The following is a 19,771-nucleotide window of genomic DNA, read 5'->3' as shown; positions in this document are numbered from 1 at the left end:
ATCGTGATGGACCGACTGTGCAAGGCGTCACGCACTGCGCAGATCGTGGTCGTGTCGCGTCATGAAGATTTTGGTTTTGACCCGTCCAGCTTCGGGCCGGGATGGGAACTGCGCCGCGTGCAGCAGATCCGCGATGTCGAACGCGTGGTGCGCGCGAGCCCGCCCACCGCTGGCGTGATCGACCTGCAGGCGGAATACAGCGATGCCGAGCTCGGCCAGCTCGAACTCGCGCTGCAGCATCTGCATGTCACCTGGGTGGCCATCACCTGCGACGCGATGCTTGCCGACGAGCGCGTGCGCCGGCTGATCCGCGACTACTGCGTGGACTACGTGCGCACGCCGTTCTCGGTAGAGGAGCTGATCTATACGCTCAAGCACGCGCATGGCATGGCGTCGCTGCATGGCGCGCGCGTGCAGGAGACGGCGTCGCGCGGCACCATGATCGGCGAGTGCGCGGCCATGCGCGCCATGTTCCGCTCGCTGGCCAAGGTGGCGCACAACGAGGCGCCGGTATTCATCTCCGGCGAATCCGGCACCGGCAAGGAACTGGCCGCGCAGGCGATCCACGATGCCTCGAGCCGGCGCAAGGGGCCGTTCATCGCCATCAACTGCGGCGCCATCCCCTCGCACCTGGTGCAGTCGGAACTGTTCGGCTACGAGAAGGGCGCGTTCACCGGCGCCAACCAGCGCAAGATCGGCTGGATCGAGCAGGCGCAGGGCGGCACGCTGTTTCTCGACGAGATCGGCGACCTGCCGCTGGAAAGCCAGGTGGCGCTGCTGCGCTTCCTGCAGCAGGGCACCATCACGCGCCTGGGCGGGCATCAGTCGATCCCGTTGAACCTGCGCATCATCTCGGCCACGCACGTGGACCTGGTGGCCGCGCAGGGCGACGGACGCTTCCGCTCCGACCTGTTCCACCGGCTGTGCGTGCTGACGCTGAGCATTCCGCCGCTGCGCGAGCGCGGCGAGGACATCCTCCAGCTAGCCAACGCCGTGCTGGCCGAGCACGGGCACGAGGCGCACCGGCGCATCCGCGGCTTCTCGGCATGCGCGACCCAGGCCATGATGCAGTACGCGTGGCCGGGCAACGTGCGCGAGCTGATCAACCGCGTGCGCCGCGCCATCGTGATGACCGACAACCGCAAGATCACGGCCGAGGACCTGCAGCTGCACGGCGGTGCCGAACTGCCGCGCAAGACCCTGGACGCGATCCGCGAGGAGGCCGAGCGCGAGGCGATCCGCAACGTGATGGCCAGCCATGGCTTCCATGTGGTGCCGGCCGCGCGCGAACTCAACGTGTCGCGCGTGACCTTGTACCGGCTGATGCATAAGCACAATATCCGCGTGGAAAGCCAGCCCGCCGCCGGCGAGTAAGCGGCAAGGGTGGCTGCGCAGGCGCCGGTCGCCGCGCTTGCGTGCCATGTCGTTGCACACCAGGCAGCGCGCCACAGGAAAGGGGAACCGCCGACGTCCGCTCGCCGGTTCCGCCTTTCCTCGTGCCCGCTGGCACGTCAGCGCGCAACCGCGCGGGGCTGGCCGGCCCCGCTTCCGCCAATGGCCCCATCCGCCGGGGCGGCCGCGAGGTTCATGCTGATCTTGCCGCGCGGCATGCGCGGCGGGCCGTTGTCATCCCGTTGCAGCCACGGCGGCGCGTCGCGCCGGTCCGGGTAGTCGCGCGCCTGCCGGCCGCCTTGCGGCGCCGCAGGTGCGCCCGCGCCTGGCGAGGTGTCCTGCTGCATATGCAGCTCGCCCCAGGCCCAGCCGAAGCCGCGCACATAGACGTCATTGCTGACCGCCGCATGGCTGTTGGCGCTGGCGTCGTCGGGACGATCGAACCAGGCATAGCTGGCTGCCACGGCAGGGGCCGAGAAGACCGCCAGGGCGGCCAGCACGCCTGCGGCGGGGTTTGCGGCTTTCATGGCGTCTCCTCCTTGTGGAAAAAAGTGCCCGCCGGGGGACGGAGCACAAATTCGTGCGGACACGCCGGCCGGCATGCCCGCTTGATTCCGCACCAGCTTCCCGTCAGGCGCGCCGCCTTCCTGCCTGGTGCCTGCAGGCCGCGCGCGTGCAGGCCGGACCCCTGGCCCGGCGCGCTCCGCCGGGGCACGTTGCGCTGGCCGTGGCCAGTGGTGCCGGCTCGACCCGCGCGCGCGGGTAGGGCAGCAGTGGCGGCGAAAGCAGGTCAGTCACCGAAGGCGGGGGGCCCGCCAACCGGTATGAGCGCCGGCGCGCCGTCATGCGTGAAGGCGGTTGACGCATGGCTGGTCTCTCTCCGCAGTAGTGGCTGGTCGATGGTCCGGACGCGCACGGCGTCCCTGCGGATGCTGAGCGACAAGTGTGCCAATGGCCGCAAAGGCTTGCGCCATGCGGGTTTGCGGCCCGCCCGACCGCGCCGTGCGCGGCCGCGGCGGCGCCACGGGACCATTTGGTTTCGCCGTTGCAACGCGTGCGGCGAGCGCCACCGCCGGCCGGGGGCGCGCATGTGCCGGCATGGCCGCCTGACACCTACGCGGGGTGCGGGATAGCGCGCCCCGGCAGCGGCGCATCCGCCGCACTGCACCGGGTTGCATGTTTGAAACCGGAGTTACATCAGCCTTGCATTGGCGTAACAGTGGGGAACACCACGCCCCGGAACACAGGGTCCTGAAGACCGGTAGGCGCGCTGCCCGCGCCGCGCCCCGGCGACGCACGGCGCAGTACGCAGAAACGGGTACGCTGCGGGCGTCCCCGACGGTAACGGCGGGGCAGCGACTGCCACGAATCGATCGTCAGCGAGCCTGGCCTGGCGGGCTGGGGGCCGCCGGCACGGAGGGAGCGACGGCGGGGGACGAGGTCGTGGCAGTGCCTGAGATGGGTTTGGGCCCGGGCTGGCTGCGCTCGCAGCCGGCAACGCCCAGCATCCCGATCACGAGCATGGCGGCCACCGGTCGTGCGGAGAGGAAACGGGTCACGGATGCCTCCTTGCGCCGGCGCGCTGGCACAGGATGCGCCGGCAGGTGTGCCTGGTCTTACTGTAGCAGGTCGCCTCAGGGGTGCCGCTTGGGCAAGCCGCGCGATGCGCAGTATGATGAACGCAAGCCCCCTCGCTGCCGGAGCGTCCCGCGGCCGCTCGCGCCAGGCGTTCCGGTTACCCTATCCCTGCGTACCAGGGCCCCCAACCGGGCAAACCCAAGGCCGTGAACGACAACACCGAACACCGACCAGCATCGTCCCCGCGCAGCGCTCCCCCGCAGCCGCGATCCCGCCGCCCTCACTGGCTGCCGGACCGCCACACCGGCGCGCGCACGCTGCGCGTGGTCACCGCGGCGGTCGCCTCCTGGTTCGACCACCGCGCCGCCAGCAAGGGTGCGGCGCTGTCCTTCTACATGCTGTTCTCGCTGGCGCCGATCCTGGTGCTGGTGATCTCGATCGCCGGGCTGTTCTTCGGCGCCGAGGCGGCGCGCGGCGAGATCTTCACGCAGATCGAAGGACTGGTCGGCGAACAGGGCGCCACCGCGATCCAGCAGATCCTGGCCGCCACGCACCGCGCCGGCGGCAGCGGCATGGCCGCGCTGATCGCCATGGGCATCCTGTTTGTCGGTGCCACCAGCGCCTTTGCCGAGCTCAAGAGCAGCCTCGACGACATCTGGCATGTGCCGGTGCCCAAGACCGCCGGCTGGCAGACGCTGCTGCGCGCGCGGTTGCTGTCGTTCAGCCTGGTGCTGGTGCTGGCGTTCATGCTGCTGGTGTCGCTGATCGTCAACGCCGCGCTGGCGGTGGTCGAGCGCATCTGGGGCCAGCTGTGGACGCAATCCTGGTTCGCCCCGGTGGCCGACGTGATCTCGACGGCGTTTTCCTTTGCGGTCGTGACCGCGCTGTTCGCCGTGATCTTCAAGATGCTGCCCAACGCGCGCATCGCCTGGCGCGACGTGACCATGGGCGCCATCATTACCGCACTGCTGTTCTCGGTGGGCAAGCGGCTGATCGGCCTCTATCTGGGGAATAGTGCCGTGGCCTCCTCATACGGCGCGGCGGGTTCGGTGGTGGCGCTGATGCTGTGGATCTACTACTCGGCGCAGATTTTCTTCTTCGGTGCCGAGCTGACGCGCCAGTACGCGCTGCAGTTCGGCAGCCTGCGCGGCGTGCCGGGCATGGGCGGGGAGGGGGATGGCAAGGGCGAAGGCAAACCCCCGGCCTGGCCCGCGAACCGGTAAAATAGCGCCCCATTCCTTCCGTAAGTCCCGCATGGCCCGGCGTAGTGCCGCCTGCGGCGGCGCCGGTCCGGGTGCCGGCTCATGCCGCACCTCTGTTCCCTCTACCTATTCCCAGCCAGATTCCGTGAGCTCGCTCGTATCCGAAATTGCGCGTCGACGCACCTTTGCCATCATCTCCCACCCCGACGCGGGCAAGACGACCCTGACCGAAAAGCTGCTGTGGTTCGGCGGCGCGATCCAGGTTGCCGGTGAAGTACGCGCGCGCAAGGCCGACCGCCATGCCACCTCCGACTGGATGGAACTGGAAAAGCAGCGCGGCATCTCGGTGACCTCGTCGGTGATGCAGTTCCCGTATGGCCGCGGGGACGCCAACAACAGCGCGGACGGCAACGCGCAGGAGAACATCGTCAACCTGCTCGACACGCCGGGCCACGAGGACTTCTCGGAAGACACCTACCGCACGCTGACCGCGGTCGACTCGGCGGTGATGGTGATCGACTCGGTCAACGGCGTGGAAGCGCAGACCATCAAGCTGCTCAACGTCTGCCGCCTGCGCGACACGCCTATCCTCACCTTCATCAACAAGCTCGACCGCGAGGGCCGCTCGCCGATCGAGCTGCTCGATGAAATCGAAGACGTGCTGCAGATCCAGTGTGCGCCGATGACCTGGCCGATCGGCATGGGCAAGCAGTTCCGCGGCGTGTACCACCTGATCGACGACAAGGTGCAGCTGTTCGACCCGAAGGGCGAGAAGGGCACCGCGGCGATCCTGGACGGCCTGGACAACCCGGAACTGGACCGCATCCTGGGCAGCCAGGCGGATGAGCTGCGCGTCGAGATCGAGCTGGTGCGCGGCGCGTCGCACACCTTCGACAAGGAAGCGTTCCGCGCCGGCAAGCAGACCCCGGTCTACTTCGGCTCGGCCATCAACAACTTCGGCGTGCAGTCGCTGCTGGACGCGCTGTGCGAGCTGTCGCCGCCGCCGCTGGCGCGCAACACCGACACGCGCGTGGTCGAGCCGAACGAAGGCAAGTTCACCGGCTTCGTCTTCAAGATCCAGGCCAACATGGACCCGCGCCACCGCGACCGCATCGCCTTCGTGCGCGTCTGCTCGGGCCGCTTCGAGCGCGGCATGAAGCTGCTGCACGTGTCCGCCGGCAAGACCGTGGCGATCAACAACGCCATCACCTTCATGGCGCAGGACCGCAACACGACGGAAGAGGCCTACGCCGGCGACATCATCGGCGTGCCCAACCACGGCACCATCCGCCTGGGCGATGTCTTCACCGAAGGCGAGCCGCTCAAGTTCACCGGCATCCCGTCGTTCGCGCCGGAATTCTTCCGCCGCGCGCGCCTGAACAACCCGCTCAAGGTCAAGCAGCTGCAGAAGGGCCTGCAGCAGCTGGCGGAAGAGGGCGCCACGCAGATGTTCCGTCCGCTCGTCTCCAACGACCTGGTGCTGGGCGCGGTCGGCATCCTGCAGTTCGACGTGGTGGCGCACCGGCTCGAGCACGAGTACGGTGTCGATGCCATTTTCGAATCGCATGAATGCGCGACGGCGCGCTGGCTCAAAGGTTCGCCCGCGGAGATCGAGAAGCTGATCGCCAAGGCCGGGCACAACGTGGCGCTGGACGGTGCCGGCGACCATGTGTACCTGGCGCCGAGCATGGTGAACCTGCGGCTGACGCAGGAACGGTTCCCGGAGCTGCAGTTCCTGGAGACGCGCGAGATCGTGTGACGATCCCGGCGCTGACAATGCAAAACGGCTCGCCAAGGCGAGCCGTTTTGCATTCGGGTGTTTGCGCCTGCTTAATACGCCAGCGACGCCTGGATATAGAACGTCCGCGGCATGCCCACATACTTGCCCGCATTGTTGTCGGTGGAGCGCGTGAAATAGCGCTTGTCGAACAGGTTCTTCACGCCCACCGCCACCTTCAGGTTCTGCGCCGACTTGCCGAAGTCGTAGCCCAGGCGCATGTTCAAGAGCGCATAGCCCGGGATATCGCCCAGCGCGCCATTGGCGCTCTCCGCGGTCTGGTACGTGGTCGACGTGCTCGGGTCGCCCGGAGAATGCTGCTTGGACTGCGCATAGCCGTCGATATTGAAGGCCCAGCGGTTGCGCGCATAGCGCATGCCCACCGTGGCCACATGGCGCGAATAGAACGGCAGGTCGCGCCCGGCGAAGTTGCCCTGGTTGTAGGTCGCTTCGGTGAAGGTGTAGGTCGCGTATGCCGACAGGCCGGCCAGCGACTTGTCGAGCGCGCCGAAGTCATAGCGCAGCGACGATTCCACGCCGCGGTGGGTGGTCGCGCCGAGGTTGGTCCACGCATCCGGCGCGCCGCCGGTGCCGCCGCGCAGCTGCAGCTCGTCGTCGAAGTCGATATTGAACAGCGTCAGCTCGCCGCCCCAGCCGTTGCTGTTGAAGTGCGTGCCGATTTCGTAGGTCTTCGCCTTCTCGGGGGTCAGGCCGTTGGTGGTCTGCGCAATCTGGAAGTACTGCAGCGGGCCGAACGAGACGCCGGCGTTGGCGAACAGCTTCCACTGGTCGCTGACGTGGTACATCACCGCCAGCGACGGCAGCGGCTCGTTGGACGAGACATCGTTGCGCGCGCCGGTGAAGTTGTCGGACACGTACGAACGGATGAACTCGTAGCGCAGGCCCGGCGTGATGGTCCAGCTGCCGACGTTGATGGTGTCGTCGATATAGACCGCGTTGGCGGTGGTGCCGCCCGTGCGCGACTGGTACACCGGCGACGGCAGCGTGGTCGGATCGATGGTGCCCGGGGTGTAGAACACCGTGCGCGAGGCCTTCTCGTCGCTGGCTTCGCGCAGGAAGCGGTAGCCGACGCTGACCTCATGGCTCATGTTCTCGCCGCGGAACAGCTGCGAGTAACGCGGCTCGATCGCAAACGTATGGTAGTTGCGCGGGGCCGAGGTCAGGCGGCGCAGGTTGGCCGAGGCGCCCGTGCCTTGCTGCTCGATATTGCTGCCGCGGAAGCTGTCGGTGTAGTACGTCAGCACCTCGAACTTGCGGTTGTTGTCGTTGTGGCTGTACTTCAGGCTGAAGTCGCTGCGGCGGCCGTCGAAATTGTCGTAGGGCCGCACCGACTGGAACGGGTCGGCCGCGTACTGCGCCGGCGTCAGGCCGCCGGGCATGCCGGCCCGGCCTTCGTAGTAGTGGAAGGCCGCGCTCAGTTCGTCGGTCTTCGAGATCCGGTAGTTGCCCTTGAGCAGCAGGTCGTCGATATTGACGTGGTCGTTGCTCTCGCGATAGCCGTTGCCGTGGATGCCCGAGTACAGCAGCGCGCCGCCCAGCCCGTTGTCGTTGGTGCCGCCGATGAACGCGGTCGGGTTGGTCTTGACGTTGCCGCCGTGGCTGTAGAGGTCGGTCGAGACCGAGGCATCGGCCGCGAAGGTCTGCGGGATTGACCGCGTCGCGAAGTTGATGATGCCGCCCACGTTCTGCGGGCCATAGCGCACCGAACCGGCGCCGCGCACCACGTCGATGCTTTCCAGGTTGCCCAGCGACAGCGGCGCCATCGACAGCTGCGGCTGGCCATAGGGCGCCACCGCCAGCGGCACGCCGTCCATCAGGATGGTCGAGCGCGGCGACAGGCGCGCGGTCAGGCCGCGCACGCCCACGTTCAGCGACACATCGCTGCCGCCCGTGCCGTTGTTCTCCTGCACCTGCACGCCGGGGACGCGGCGCAGCACTTCGCGCACATTGTTGGCGCCGGCTTCCTGGAAGGTCTCGCGGTCGACGATGGTGCGCGCGCCGGGGTGCTCCAGCACCTTGGTCTCATCGGCGTTTTCGAGCCAGTTGCCGACCACCGTGACGGCATTGAGGGTGGTTTCCGCGCTGGCGCTGCCGGCGGCGGGAGCCGTGGCGGCGGTCTGGGCGTGGGCGGGGAGGGCGAACAGCAGGGCGGCGCCGATGGCACCGGCGGTGAGACGGAAAGCGGGCTGCAAGATGAGGTCCTGGAAAGGCAGCGCATTCCACCGGATGGATGCGCCGAATGGGGCCGGATTATAGGTGCGAGTGATTCTCAGATGCGATTAGCCGGATCAAACGCGGGGCGTTTGTCGCATCCATGCATCACAGTTGATACATTTGGCACACAAAATGTGATAAAAAATACACAAAAATTGCCAATCTGACCGCATCGCATGCATGTGTATGCACTAATTCAGCGGTCACCGTAAAATCCTGGCTTTATGCCGTCGCCTTGCTGCGGCGATTGCCGCGGTGATTTGCCGCCGCGATTGCCGTTGGTATCGCTGTGGCGCCTGCATGGCGCCCCCTCGCTGTCTGACCCCGCCTCCCGCATTCATGTCTTCCCCTGCTACCGTCCCGGCCGCCGAGCCGGATAGCGTCTTTGGCGATGCCGCGTTCCGCCGCTACTGGTTCGCCCGCCTGTGCACGACCATCGGCTACCAGATCTTTACCGTGGCGGTGGGCTGGCAGATGTACGACCTGACGCGCGACCCGCTGATGCTGGGCATGGTCGGGCTGGTGCAGTTCCTGCCCTCGGTGCTGCTGATCCTGATGTCCGGCCACGTCGCCGACCGCTTCGACCGCCGCCGCATCGTGCGCGCCTGCCAGGCGATCGAAGCGCTGCTGGCCGCCGGCATGGCCGTGGCCAGCCTCACCGGCTGGATCGACAGCCATCACATCTTTGTCTTCGTCGCGCTGATCGGCGCCACGCGCGCGTTCGAGAACCCCACGCTTCAGGCGCTGCTGCCCAGCGTGGTGACGCCGCGCCAGCTGCCGCGCGCGGTGGCGCTGGCCAGTTCAGCCGGGCAGACCGCGATCATCATCGGCCCGGCCATCGGCGGCTTTGCCTATGTGGCGGGCCCCGGCGTGGTGTACGCGCTGAGCGCGACGCTGTTCGTCATTGCCGCAGTGCTGGTCAGCGGCATCACGCTGCGCCAGGCCGCGCAGCGGCTGACCGCGCCGGTCAGCATGCGTACGGTGTTTGCCGGCTTTGCCTATATCCGCAGCCGGCCGGTGCTGCTGGGCGCGATCTCGCTGGACCTGTTCGCGGTGCTGCTGGGCGGCGCGGTGGCACTGCTGCCGATCTATGCACGTGACATCCTGCACACCGGACCGTGGGGCCTGGGCCTGCTGCGCTCGTCGCCGGCGGTGGGTGCGCTGGTCATGGCGCTGTGGCTGGCGCGCCACCCGCTGAACCGGCGCGCGGGGCGCATCATGTTCGGCGCAGTCGCGCTGTTCGGTGCCGCCACCGTGGTGTTCGGGGTGTCGACGTGGCTGCCGCTGTCGATGGTAGCGCTGGTGGTGCTGGGCGCCTCGGACATGATCAGCGTGGTGGTGCGCTCGACGCTGGTCCAGCTCGATACGCCCGATGACATGCGCGGGCGGGTCGGCGCGGTCAATTCGGTATTCATCGGTGCCTCCAACCAGCTGGGCGAATTCGAGTCCGGCGTGACCGCGGCGCTGTTCGGCCCGGTAGGTGCTGTGATCCTGGGTGGGGTCGGCACGCTGCTGGTGGTGGCAGTGTGGATGCGGCTGTTCCCGGCGCTGGCCTCGCGGGACCGGCTGCACGAACACGCCACCTGACCATCGCGGATCGTTCGCGGCCCGGGTTGTGCCCGGGCCGCGAAGCGTACCTGTTTCTGCGTAGCTGCTGCCTGGCTCCCGCATGAGCCGCCGGCGCACGGCTGCCGGTATTTTCCAGCTTTGTGCGGTGGCGTTCCGACCCGACTTTCGTCGCTGAAAGTTGCCCCAGGGCTCCGCCGACGTCGCCCCGCCAGCTCCCAACCGCCTTTACCACATGGCCGCTCCGTCCGACCCGCGCCAGCGCCACGCGGCCGCGCGCACTCTTGCCGGTTTGCGCGGGAAACCAATCGATGCCCGGGCTGTCACTTCACTGTGATGCGTGCCACGGCTTTGTCGGTGATCGTCTGACATCGCGCGCTCAAAAATCATTAATTTCTGTAAAATTTCCGCGAGTCGTCGGTCGTCGATAAGGCACCGCATTCCCGGTGGCAGCACGCAGAAACGGGTACGCAACCCCCGCTGCCGCCGCAAACCCACAACCACAAACGGAGTCGCCCTCATGGACCTGAATTTCATCGATGCCAACAAGCTGGAGGCGGGCTGGGCCTACCTGGTCCAGTTCGCCATCAACCAGGGCATGAACTGCCTGGCCGCGATCCTGATCCTGATCGCCGGCTGGTGGCTGTCCGGGCGCGTGGCCAGCGCGGTCCGGCGCGCGCTAAGCGGCACCCACTTGGACGAGACCATGCGGCCGCTGCTGGCCAATGCGCTGCAGTGGATGGTGCGCGTACTGACCATCGTGCTGGTGCTGTCGCAGTTCGGCGTGCAGACCGCCAGCATCATCGCCATGCTGGGCGCGGCCGGCCTGGCCATTGGCCTGGCGTTGCAGGGCACGCTGCAGAACATCGCCGCGGGCATCATGCTGGTGCTGCTGCGCCCGTTCCGCGTTGGCCAGTACATCGACGCGCAGGGCGTGGCGGGCACGGTGCGCGAGACGGGCCTGTTCATGACCGAACTGACTACCTTCGACGGCGTCTGCCTGCGCGTGCCCAACGGCAAGCTGTGGGGCAGCGCGATCACCAACTACAGCGAGAACGCCACGCGCCGCGCCGATATCGAGGCCACCGTGACGTTCGACAGCGACGTGCAGCGCAGCCTCGAAGCGCTGCGCGGGATGCTGGCGCGCGAGCCGCGCCTGCTGTCCGACCGGCGCCCCGAGGCCATGGTGGTCAACTACACGCAGCAGGGCATCACGCTGAACGTGCGCTACTGGACCTCGAACGACGACTACTGGAACGTGCGCTTCGCCTTCTACGAGCGCATCAAGCAGGTGCTGGAGCAAGCGGGCAGCAAGCTGGCGGTGCCGATCCAGGAACTGCACGTGCCGGGCGCGGGCTCGGTGCCGGGTGCCGTCAAGGTGTCCGAGGCGACGCCTTCCACGCATTCCGCGGCCCCTGCGCATACCGCCGGCGCGGCGCCGCGCCAGCCGGTGCAGCGGCTCGGCTAGGCGGCGTTGCCTTCGTCGGCAAACAGCGTGCAGGCGCCGCTCTCGGCGGTGCTCACGTTGCTGCGGAACGCCGCGAACAGGTCGCGGCCAACGCCGTGCCGGTTGGCACTGAGATCGGGGTGGGCGGCCTCGCGCGCGCGCCATTCGTCTTCCGGCACCAGCACCTCGAGCACGCCCGCGGGCGCATCCACGCGCATCATGTCGCCGGTGCGCACGCGCGCGATCGCGCCGCCGCGCAGCGCTTCCGGACAGACATGGATCGCTGCCGGGACCTTGCCCGACGCGCCCGACATGCGTCCGTCGGTGACCAGCGCGACATGGAAGCCGCGGTCCTGCAGCACCGTCAGCGTCGGCGTCAGCTTGTGCAGCTCGGGCATGCCGCACGCGGCCGGGCCCTGCCATGGCAGCACCGCGACAAAGTCGCGCTCCAGCTCGCCGCGCCTGAACGCGTGCAGCACGTCGTCCTGATGCTCGAACACGATCGCCGGTGCCTGCACCACCTGGTGCTCGGGCTTGACCGCCGAGGTCTTGATCACCGCGCGGCCCAGCTTGCCGTCCAGCACCTTGATGCCGCCGTCCGGCAAGAACGGCTGGCCGGCGCTGCGCACGATGCTGTCGTCAAGCGGCGCCGCCGGGCCGTCGACCCAGCCGAGCTTGCCGTCGCGCAGCACCGGCTCGCGCGTGTAGTCCTCCAGCCCGCGGCCGAAGATCGTGGTCACGTCGTCGTGCAGCAGCCCCAGCGACAACAGCCCGCGGATTACCACCGGCAGCCCGCCGGCGGCCTGGAACTGGTTCACGTCGGCCTTGCCGTTCGGGTACACGCGCGCCAGCAGCGGCACCACCGCGGACAGTTCGTCGAAATCGTCCCACCCCAGCACGATGCCGCCCACGCGCGCCATCGCAATCAGGTGCAGCGTGTGGTTGGTCGAGCCGCCGGTGGCCAGCAGCCCGACGATGCCGTTGACGAAGGCGCGCTCGTCCAGCACTTCGGCTACCGGGGTGTAGCGCTCGCCGCCATGCACCAGCTTGAGCGCCTGGCGCGCGGCCTCGCGCGTCAGCGCCTCGCGCAGCGGCGTGCCGGGGTTGACGAAAGCGGTGCCCGGCAGGTGCAGCCCCATCATTTCCATCAGCATCTGGTTGGAATTGGCGGTGCCGTAGAAGGTGCAGGTGCCGGGGCCGTGATAGGAGCGGGTCTCGGCTTCGAGCAGGGCTTCCCTGCCGATCTTGCCTTCGGCGTAGAGCTGGCGCGTGCGCGCCTTTTCGTCGTTGCTGATGCCGGTGGTCATCGGCCCGCCCGGCACGAACACCGCGGGCAGGTGGCCGAACGACAGCGCGCCCATCACCAGCCCCGGCACGATCTTGTCGCACACGCCCAGGTACAGCGCGGCGTCGAACATCTGGTGCGACAGCGCCACGGCCGCGGCCAGCGCGATCACGTCGCGCGAAAACAGCGACAGGTCCATGCCGTCCTGGCCCTGCGTCACGCCATCGCACATCGCCGGCGTGCCGCCGGCGAACTGCGCGGTGCCGCCGGCGTCCAGCGCCGCCTCCTTGATCCACTGCGGGTAGGCCGCCAGCGGCTGGTGCGCCGACAGCATGTCGTTGTAGGCGGAGACGATCGCCAGGTTGGGCCGCTCGTCGGCCTTGAGCCGGATCTTGGCTTCGTCAGGCATCGCGGCCACCGCATGGGCGAGGTTGGTACAAGAGAGCTGGGCGCGTTCCACTTTCTGCCCGGCCATGGCGCGGGTGCGGTCGAGGTAGGCCTGGCGCGTGGCGGCACTGCGGGAGACGATGCGGGCGGTGACCCGCTCGAGCACTGGATGACGTGGCATGGGGTTCTCCTGCGGGGGAGCTTTCAGCCTAGCGCACTTTGCCGGGCGCTGCACGCCGCAGGCCCGCCCGCTGTCCTCCGCAGTTCACGCAGAAATGGGTACGCTTGCCTCGCCAAGCCGTAGCGACTCACGTAAACTGGCCGCAACACGGCCCGCCCTCGTGCGAGGGCCGCGACAATTCGAATCCTCAAGGAATCCTCAAGGAGTGCAGCGTGAGCATGCCTGATTTCGACATGGTGCTGTTCGGCGGCACCGGCGACCTGGCGCGGCGCAAGCTGCTGCCTTCCCTGTTCGACGCGCACCACGCCGGCCTGCTGCATCCGGCCGCGCGCATCCTAGCCACCGGCAGCCAGCCGTTGTCGACCGGCGACTACGTCGCGTCGCTGGAGCAGACCGTGCGGCCCGCGCTGGCCCATGCGCCGCCGGAGTCATGGGAAAAGTTCTGCGCGCGCATCAGCTACGTGCAGGCCGATGCACGCGTGCCTGCGCATTTCGACGCGCTCGCCGACAAGGTGCTGTCGCGCAAGCCGGAAGTGGTGGTGTGCTATCTCGCCACCGCGCCGCACCTGTTCGTGTCGATCTGCGAGCAGCTCGCCCGCACCGGGCTCAATACGCGCACGGCGCCCAACGTGCGCATCGTGCTGGAAAAACCGCTGGGCCACGACCTCGAATCGAACGAGGCGATCAACTCCGCGGTGGCGAATTTCTTCGCCGAAGAGCAGATCTACCGCATCGACCATTACCTCGGCAAGGAGTCGGTGCAGAACCTGATGGCGATCCGCTTCGGCAATGCCCTGTTCGAGCCGCTGTGGCGGCGCGAGTGGGTGCAGGACGTGCAGATCACCATCGCCGAAGAGCTCGGCGTGGAGACGCGCGGCGATTTCTACGACCAGACCGGCGCGCTGCGCGACATGGTGCAGAACCACCTGCTGCAGCTGCTGTGCATGGTGGCGATGGAGCCGCCCGCCAGCCTGTCGGAAGACGCCATCCGCGACGAGAAGATCAAGATCCTGAAGGCGCTCAAGCCGATCACGCCGCAGGACGTTGCCGAGAAGACCGTGCGCGGCCAGTACCGCGCCGGCGCCATCGGCGGCAAGCCGGTGCCGGGCTATACGGATGAGGCCGGCATCGCGCCCGACAGCCGCACCGAGACCTTTGTCGCGGTCAAGGCCGAGATCGCCAACTGGCGCTGGGAGGGCGTGCCGTTCTACCTGCGCACCGGCAAGCGCATGCAGGCGCGCGTGGCCGAGATCGTGATCCACTTCCGCGACGTGCCGCACGCGATCTTCCCGCGCCCGCTCACGCTGTCGCCGCAGAACCGGCTGGTGATCCAGCTGCAGCCTGAAGAAAGCATCCGGCTGTATTGCCTGGTCAAGCAGCCCGGCGACACGCTCGAGCTGACGCCGACCTCGCTCGATCTCGACTTCGCCAACTCGTTCAAGGTGCGCCGCGCCGGCGCCTACGAGCGGCTGCTGCTGGACGTGATCCGCGGCCGGCTGGGTCTGTTCGTGCGCCGCGACGAGCAGGTGCAGGCATGGCGCTGGGTCGAGCCCATCATCGATACCTGGGAAGCCAGCACGGTCCCGCCCAAGCCCTATACCGCCGGCACCTGGGGCCCGGCCGCGTCGTCGGCGCTGATGTCGCGCGACGGCGCCTTGTGGCACGAAGAAGCCTGAACCAGAGGAAACGACATGCGCCTGTTCGAACATCCCACCCCGATGGACCAGGCGGAGGCCCTGGCCATCTCGATCAGCCATGCGCTCGAACTCGCCATCCGCGTCAACGGCTGGGCGGTGCTGGCGGTGTCCGGCGGACGCTCGCCGGTGCCGATGTTCGAGCGGCTGCGCTACCGCCCGCTGCGCTGGGAAGCGGTGACGGTGACGCTGGTCGACGAACGCGTGGTGCCGCCCGACCATCCCGACAGCAATGCCGCGCTGGTGCGCGCGCACCTGCTGCGCGAGGCCGCCGGCAGTGCCGCCTTTATCCCGCTGGTGGCCGATGCGCAGGACGTGGCCGACCCGGCCGCGGCGGTGGCGCGCGCGAACCGCGCGTTCCGCCAGCCTGACGTGGTGGTGCTGGGCATGGGCGAGGATGGCCATACCGCCTCGCTGTTCCCGGACGCGCCCGAACTGCAGCACGCGCTGAGCGATCCGCAGCCGGCCTACCTGCTGGCGCATCCGGGCACCGCACCGCATGCGCGCATCACGCTGAACCTGGCCGCGCTGCTGGCGGCCGAACGCGCGTTCCTGTCCGTCACCGGCGAGGCCAAGGCCCACGTGCTCGAGCGCGCGCTGCAGGGGCCGACCGCGGCGCTGCCGGTGAGCCTGGTGGCGTCGCGCCACCGGCACGGATTCGATGTGTTCAAGGCCTGAACTCTGACAGAAGGGGACGTGACCGACGCCATGGCTGATACCGCCTCCACTCCTACCACCACCACCGCTACCACCACCGCCACCTTCCCGCGCCTGCTCGGCGATGTCGGCGGCACCAACGTGCGCTTCGCGCTGGAGACCGCACCGATGCAGATCGGCCCGGTGAGCGCGCTCAAGGTCGCCGACTTTCCCTCGCTCGAAGCCGCGCTGCGCCAGTTCCTGGATGGCCTGGCCGGCACCGGCCAGCCCCTGCCGCGCCATGCAGCGATCGGGCTGGCCAATCCGGTCACCGGCGACCAGGTCAGGCTGACCAACCACAACTGGTCGTTCTCGATCGACGGCATGCGCCGCGCGCTCGGCCTGCAGACGCTGGTGGCGCTGAACGACTTTACCGCGCTGGCGCTGGCCTTGCCGCACTTGCCGGGGGACGGCCTGGTGCAGGTGCGCGCCGGCACCGCGGTCCAGAGCGCGCCGCTGGCGCTGGTGGGACCGGGCACGGGACTGGGCGTGTCGGGGCTGGTGCCGGTCCCGGGCGGGCAGAGGGTGGCGCTGGCCGGCGAGGGCGGCCATATCGAGCTGATGCCGGCCACCGACGATGAATGGGTGGCGTGGCGTGCGGCCCATCGCCAGCTCGGACGCGTGTCCGCGGAACGGCTTTTGTCGGGCGCCGGGCTGTCGCAGATCCATGCCGCGCTGGCCGCAGAAACGGGTACGCTTCTGCTCGCGCCGCTGCAGCCGGAGCAGGTCACCGACGGCGCTTTCCAGCGCAACGACCCGCTGTGCCAGCGCACCATGACGGTGTTCTTCGGGCTGCTGGGCTCGGTCGCGGCCGATATCGCGCTGGTGCTGGGCGCGCGCGGCGGCGTCTACCTGGGCGGCGGCATCCTGCCGCGCTTCGTGCCGGCGTTGCAGGCCTCTGCCTTCGCCGAGCGCTTTGTCGCCAAGGGCCGCATGCGCGGCTGGCTCGAAGACGTGCCGGTCCATGTCATCACCGCGCGCCACCCGGCGCTGCCCGGGCTGGCGCGGGCGCTGGCCGAGCGCCTGGATCGCGAAGCGGGGAACGCCTAGCCATGCGTGTCCTGCTGGTGGAAGACGACGCCATGATCGGCGACAGCGTCAGGCAGGCGCTGCGGCAGGAGGGCTTCACCGTCGACTGGGTGCGCGACGGCGACGCGGGCCTGGCCGCGGCCACGTCGTCGCAGGAAGGCGAAGCGTGCTACGACCTGGTGCTGCTCGACCTCGGCCTGCCGCGCCGCCCGGGGCTGGACGTACTGCGGACGCTGCGCACGCGCGGCGTGCCCACGCCGGTGCTGATCCTGACCGCGCGCGACGCGGTCGCCGACCGTGTTGCGGGCCTCAATGCCGGCGCCGACGACTACCTGGTCAAGCCCTTCGACCTGCAGGAGCTGGCCGCGCGCATGCACGCGCTCGCGCGCCGCGCCGCGGGGCGGGCCGAGCCGCTGGTGACCTATGGCGAGATCGTGCTCAACCCGGCCACGCGCGAGGTCACGCACAGCGGCGAGCCGGTGCGGCTGTCGGCGCGCGAGTTCGCGCTGCTGTCGGCGCTGATGTCGCGGCCGGGCAAGGTGTGGTCGGTGCCGCAGCTGCAGGAGCGCCTGTACGGCTGGGACGACGAGGTCGGCAGCAATACCGTCGAGGTCTATATCCACGCGCTGCGCAAGAAGCTGGGCGCCGCGCTGATCCGCAATATCCGCGGCGTGGGCTACCTGGTGCCGCGCCTGGATGGCGAGGGAGAGCCCGGCTGATGCGCTCCATCCAGCGAACGCTGCTGTGGTGGCTGGCCGCGGGACTGCTCGCCGGCATTGCCATTGCCACCGCGCTGATCTATGGCCAGGCGCGCCAGGAAGCCAATGCGCTGTTCGACTACCAGATGAAGCAGATGGCCGCCGCGCTGCCGAGCCGGTTTGCCGACCCGGTGGCGCCACCCTTCATCGGTTCGCCCGGCGACCTGTCGCATGCCGGCGAAGACGTCGTCATCCATATCTGGGACGGCTCGGGGCGCAGCCTGTACCTGTCGCATTCGCACCCGGCGCTGCCCGCGCGTGCCGAGCTGGGCTTCTCCAACGTGACCACGCAGCAGGGCGAATGGCGGCTGTACAGCATGCAGCTCGGGCCGACCGTGGTGCAGATCGCGCAGCCGATGAGCGCGCGCCGCACGCTGGCCGCGCGCATGGCGCTGCGTACCGTGGCGCCGCTGCTGTTGCTGCTGCCGCTGCTGGGCTGGCTGGTATGGATGGCCGTGGGCCGCGGGCTGCGGCCGCTGCGCGAGATCGCCGCCGAAGTGCGCGCGCGCGACGCCACCACGCTGGAACCGCTGGCGGTGCGGCGGATGCCGGACGAGATCGCGCCGCTCAGCGCCGCGCTGAACCAGCTGCTGGCGCGGCTCTCGCACGCCATCGACACCCAGCGCGCCTTCGTGGCCGACGCGGCGCACGCACTGCGCACGCCGCTGGCCGCGCTGCAGCTGCAGGCCCAGCTGGTCGAGCGCGCCGACAGCGGCGCGGCACGTGACGAGGCGGTGGCGAAGCTGCGCCAGGGGCTGGAGCGGCTGACCCACCTGGTCACGCAGCTTCTCACCCTGGCGCGGCAGGAGCCCGGGGCGGCCACGCCGCCGCGCGAGCCGGTCGACCTGCGCGCGCTGGCCACGGGCGTGGTGGCGGAACTGGCCCAGGCCGCGCTGGACCGCGATACCGACCTGGGCGTGGATGGCGACGACGACGCCGACGACGCGGCCGCCATCGTGCATGGCGATGCCGATGCCTTGCGCATCCTGCTGACCAACCTGCTGGACAACGCGCTGGCCTATGTCCCGGCCGGCAGCCGCATCGACGTACGGGTGGCACGCGGGAGCGACGGGCGTTCGGTCGAACTGGTGGTCAGCGACAACGGCCCCGGCATTCCGGCCGGGGAACGCGAACGCGTGTTCGACCGCTTCTACCGCCTGCCCGAGGCGCCGACCGGCGGCAGCGGGCTGGGCCTGGCGATCGTGGCGGAGATCGCGCAGTCGCATGGGGCACGCGTGGCGCTGGAGGACGCGCGGCCGGGGCTGCGTGTCAGGGTTGTATTTCCGGCCGACTGAGCCCCGCCCGTCAGCGTCGAGCGTCACGCAGAAATGGGTACGCTTTGCAGGTGCGGTAGCAGTGCCGGGGAGCAGTGCCGGCAGCGCGCTGCGGGTTTGCGGCCGCAATCGCCGGCCCGCGGGCCATGCGCAGCAGCCATTGCCGGTCGCGGTCGAGCAGGCAGAAAGGGCACGCAGAAACAGGTACGCAGGAACGGTTACGCAGACGGCTACGCAGAAACGGGTACGCTCCAGCGCGGCGCGTATCATCGGAGTTCTCTCCTGCTCACACACAAAAGGCTGGCATGCGTGCAATCGGCAACTTCCTCTGGTTCATCCTCGGCGGCGTGGTGATGGGCCTGGCCTGGTGGCTGGCCGGGCTGCTCTGCTTTATCTCGATCGTCGGCATCCCGTGGGGCAAGGCCTGCTTCGTGATCGGCGGCTTCACCTTCTTCCCGTTCGGCAAGCAGGCCATCAGCCGGCGCGAGCTGACCGGGCGCGACGATGTCGGCACCGGCGCGCTGGGGCTGGTGGGCAATGTGCTGTGGTTTGTGTTTGCCGGTGTGTGGCTGGCGATCGGCCACGTGATGGCGGCGGTCGCCAACTTCGTCACCATCATCGGCATCCCGTTCGCGATCCAGCACCTGAAGCTGGCCGGCATCGCGCTGGCGCCGATCGGCCAGACCGTGGTCCCCAACGAGGTAGCCGACGCCGCGCGCCGCGACGGTGCGCGCGCGCACGTGGACGGCTTGCGTCGCTAGGCCTCGTCGCTAGATTTCGTCAATGTCCGTGGTGCCGTCCTGCCGGGCGGCGTGCGCGACCAGCCGGTCGAGCAGGCTGCCCAGCAGCGCCTGCTCTTCCTCGCTCAGGCAGCCGAAGATCTCGTCATTGCGCCGCGCAATCATGGCGATCGCCTGCCGGTACAGCGGCTTGCCCTGCGCGGTCAGCGACAGCACCACGCCGCGGCCATCGGCGGTGCTGGTTTCCTTGCTGACCAGCCCTCGCTCCACCAGCGCCTGCGCCGAGCGGCTGGCCTGGCCCTTGGTCAGGTTGGCGCGGTGCGCCAGCGCATTGACCGACAGCGGCGCGAACGCGCCGATCGCGGCCAGGCAGCGGCCCTCGCTCAGCAGCAGGCCGCACTGCTCGAGGTAGGCGGCGGCGCTGTCCTTGTCGCTGAGCTTGTTGACCTGGTGCAGGCGGTAGGTCAGGAACTGGTCCAGGCGTGGCAGTGGTTTCATGGCGATGTCCGGTCGGGCGTCGGCATTGTAGT

General features: G+C 69.0%; 15 protein-coding genes. 11 read left to right on the top strand and 4 right to left on the bottom strand.

Going from position 1 to position 19,771, the window contains the following annotated elements:
* The first annotated feature begins 6 nt into the window (after positions 1-6).
* A complete protein-coding gene (locus JTE92_RS12265) occupies positions 7-1,374 on the top strand; it encodes a sigma-54 dependent transcriptional regulator (protein WP_063237643.1) in 1,368 nt (455 codons plus the stop codon).
* 137 nt (positions 1,375-1,511) lie between these two features.
* Here the strand turns inward: JTE92_RS12265 and JTE92_RS12260 are convergent, their stop codons facing one another.
* Positions 1,512-1,919 (bottom strand): hypothetical protein, encoded by a 408-nt coding sequence (locus tag JTE92_RS12260; protein ID WP_063237642.1) that lies wholly within the window; start codon positions 1,917-1,919, stop codon positions 1,512-1,514.
* Between the two features lie 1,257 nt (positions 1,920-3,176).
* On the opposite strand from JTE92_RS12260, the gene JTE92_RS12255 reads away from it, so the two are divergent.
* Positions 3,177-4,193 (top strand): YihY/virulence factor BrkB family protein, encoded by a 1,017-nt coding sequence (locus JTE92_RS12255; RefSeq protein ID WP_063237641.1) that lies wholly within the window; start codon positions 3,177-3,179, stop codon positions 4,191-4,193.
* Between the two features lie 124 nt (positions 4,194-4,317).
* On the top strand, positions 4,318-5,931 hold the full coding sequence (locus JTE92_RS12250; RefSeq protein WP_063237640.1) for a peptide chain release factor 3: 1,614 nt from the start codon (positions 4,318-4,320) through the stop codon (positions 5,929-5,931).
* Positions 5,932-6,002: 71 nt separating this feature from the next.
* Here JTE92_RS12250 and JTE92_RS12245 read toward each other — a convergent pair whose 3' ends face one another.
* Positions 6,003-8,162: a TonB-dependent receptor family protein gene (locus JTE92_RS12245; protein ID WP_063237639.1), complete on the bottom strand. Its 2,160-nt coding sequence runs from the start codon at positions 8,160-8,162 to the stop codon at positions 6,003-6,005.
* Positions 8,163-8,523: 361 nt separating this feature from the next.
* Here JTE92_RS12245 and JTE92_RS12240 point away from each other — a divergent pair, with 361 nt between their 5' ends.
* Positions 8,524-9,771, top strand: coding sequence for an MFS transporter (locus JTE92_RS12240; RefSeq protein ID WP_063237638.1), 1,248 nt, complete (start codon positions 8,524-8,526; stop codon positions 9,769-9,771).
* A 499-nt stretch (positions 9,772-10,270) separates the two neighbouring features.
* Positions 10,271-11,218, top strand: coding sequence for a mechanosensitive ion channel family protein (locus JTE92_RS12235; protein ID WP_063237637.1), 948 nt, complete (start codon positions 10,271-10,273; stop codon positions 11,216-11,218).
* Here JTE92_RS12235 and edd read toward each other — a convergent pair.
* Positions 11,215-13,050, bottom strand: coding sequence for a phosphogluconate dehydratase (gene edd, locus JTE92_RS12230; protein ID WP_063237636.1), 1,836 nt, complete (start codon positions 13,048-13,050; stop codon positions 11,215-11,217). The two genes, JTE92_RS12235 and edd, sit on opposite strands and share 4 nt — an antisense overlap.
* 218 nt (positions 13,051-13,268) lie before the next feature.
* Here edd and zwf point away from each other — a divergent pair, with 218 nt between their 5' ends.
* From zwf to JTE92_RS12200, 6 genes are all read left to right on the top strand, one after another.
* Positions 13,269-14,726, top strand: coding sequence for a glucose-6-phosphate dehydrogenase (zwf, locus tag JTE92_RS12225; protein WP_063237635.1), 1,458 nt, complete (start codon positions 13,269-13,271; stop codon positions 14,724-14,726).
* A 15-nt stretch (positions 14,727-14,741) separates the two neighbouring features.
* On the top strand, positions 14,742-15,422 hold the full coding sequence (gene pgl, locus JTE92_RS12220; RefSeq protein WP_063237634.1) for a 6-phosphogluconolactonase: 681 nt from the start codon (positions 14,742-14,744) through the stop codon (positions 15,420-15,422).
* A 30-nt stretch (positions 15,423-15,452) separates the two neighbouring features.
* Positions 15,453-16,490 (top strand): glucokinase, encoded by a 1,038-nt coding sequence (gene glk / locus JTE92_RS12215; RefSeq protein ID WP_063237781.1) that lies wholly within the window; start codon positions 15,453-15,455, stop codon positions 16,488-16,490.
* 2 nt (positions 16,491-16,492) lie between these two features.
* On the top strand, positions 16,493-17,188 hold the full coding sequence (locus JTE92_RS12210; protein WP_063237633.1) for a response regulator: 696 nt from the start codon (positions 16,493-16,495) through the stop codon (positions 17,186-17,188).
* Entirely contained in the window at positions 17,188-18,522 is a 1,335-nt protein-coding gene (locus JTE92_RS12205) for a sensor histidine kinase (protein WP_063237632.1), read from the top strand. The genes JTE92_RS12210 and JTE92_RS12205 overlap by 1 nt, the downstream gene beginning before the upstream one ends.
* A gap of 284 nt (positions 18,523-18,806) precedes the next feature.
* Positions 18,807-19,262 (top strand): YccF domain-containing protein, encoded by a 456-nt coding sequence (locus tag JTE92_RS12200; protein WP_063237631.1) that lies wholly within the window; start codon positions 18,807-18,809, stop codon positions 19,260-19,262.
* A 9-nt stretch (positions 19,263-19,271) separates the two neighbouring features.
* Here JTE92_RS12200 and JTE92_RS12195 read toward each other — a convergent pair whose 3' ends face one another.
* Positions 19,272-19,739 carry a MarR family winged helix-turn-helix transcriptional regulator gene (locus JTE92_RS12195; protein WP_063237630.1) on the bottom strand — a complete coding sequence of 156 codons (468 nt, stop codon included), beginning with the start codon at positions 19,737-19,739 and terminating at the stop codon, positions 19,272-19,274.
* Positions 19,740-19,771 lie beyond the last annotated feature (32 nt).

The sequence above is a fragment of the Cupriavidus oxalaticus genome, assembly GCF_016894385.1.
GTDB classification, from domain to species: domain Bacteria; phylum Pseudomonadota; class Gammaproteobacteria; order Burkholderiales; family Burkholderiaceae; genus Cupriavidus; species Cupriavidus oxalaticus.
The sequence above is the reverse complement of the archived record's forward strand: the minus strand, read 5'-3'. Positions and strand labels throughout refer to the sequence as shown.

Excerpts from the sequence above, each read along its gene's own strand:
- JTE92_RS12265 (WP_063237643.1), top strand. The coding sequence starts at position 7 with ATGGACCGACTGTGCAAGGCGTCACGCACTGCGCAGATCGTGGTCGTG.
- JTE92_RS12260 (WP_063237642.1), bottom strand. The coding sequence starts at position 1,919 with ATGAAAGCCGCAAACCCCGCCGCAGGCGTGCTGGCCGCCCTGGCGGTC.
- JTE92_RS12240 (WP_063237638.1), top strand. The coding sequence starts at position 8,524 with ATGTCTTCCCCTGCTACCGTCCCGGCCGCCGAGCCGGATAGCGTCTTT.
- JTE92_RS12235 (WP_063237637.1), top strand. The coding sequence starts at position 10,271 with ATGGACCTGAATTTCATCGATGCCAACAAGCTGGAGGCGGGCTGGGCC.
- edd (WP_063237636.1), bottom strand. The coding sequence starts at position 13,050 with ATGCCACGTCATCCAGTGCTCGAGCGGGTCACCGCCCGCATCGTCTCC.
- zwf (WP_063237635.1), top strand. The coding sequence starts at position 13,269 with ATGCCTGATTTCGACATGGTGCTGTTCGGCGGCACCGGCGACCTGGCG.
- pgl (WP_063237634.1), top strand. The coding sequence starts at position 14,742 with ATGCGCCTGTTCGAACATCCCACCCCGATGGACCAGGCGGAGGCCCTG.
- glk (WP_063237781.1), top strand. The coding sequence starts at position 15,453 with ATGGCTGATACCGCCTCCACTCCTACCACCACCACCGCTACCACCACC.
- JTE92_RS12210 (WP_063237633.1), top strand. The coding sequence starts at position 16,493 with ATGCGTGTCCTGCTGGTGGAAGACGACGCCATGATCGGCGACAGCGTC.
- JTE92_RS12205 (WP_063237632.1), top strand. The coding sequence starts at position 17,188 with ATGCGCTCCATCCAGCGAACGCTGCTGTGGTGGCTGGCCGCGGGACTG.
- JTE92_RS12200 (WP_063237631.1), top strand. The coding sequence starts at position 18,807 with ATGCGTGCAATCGGCAACTTCCTCTGGTTCATCCTCGGCGGCGTGGTG.
- JTE92_RS12195 (WP_063237630.1), bottom strand. The coding sequence starts at position 19,739 with ATGAAACCACTGCCACGCCTGGACCAGTTCCTGACCTACCGCCTGCAC.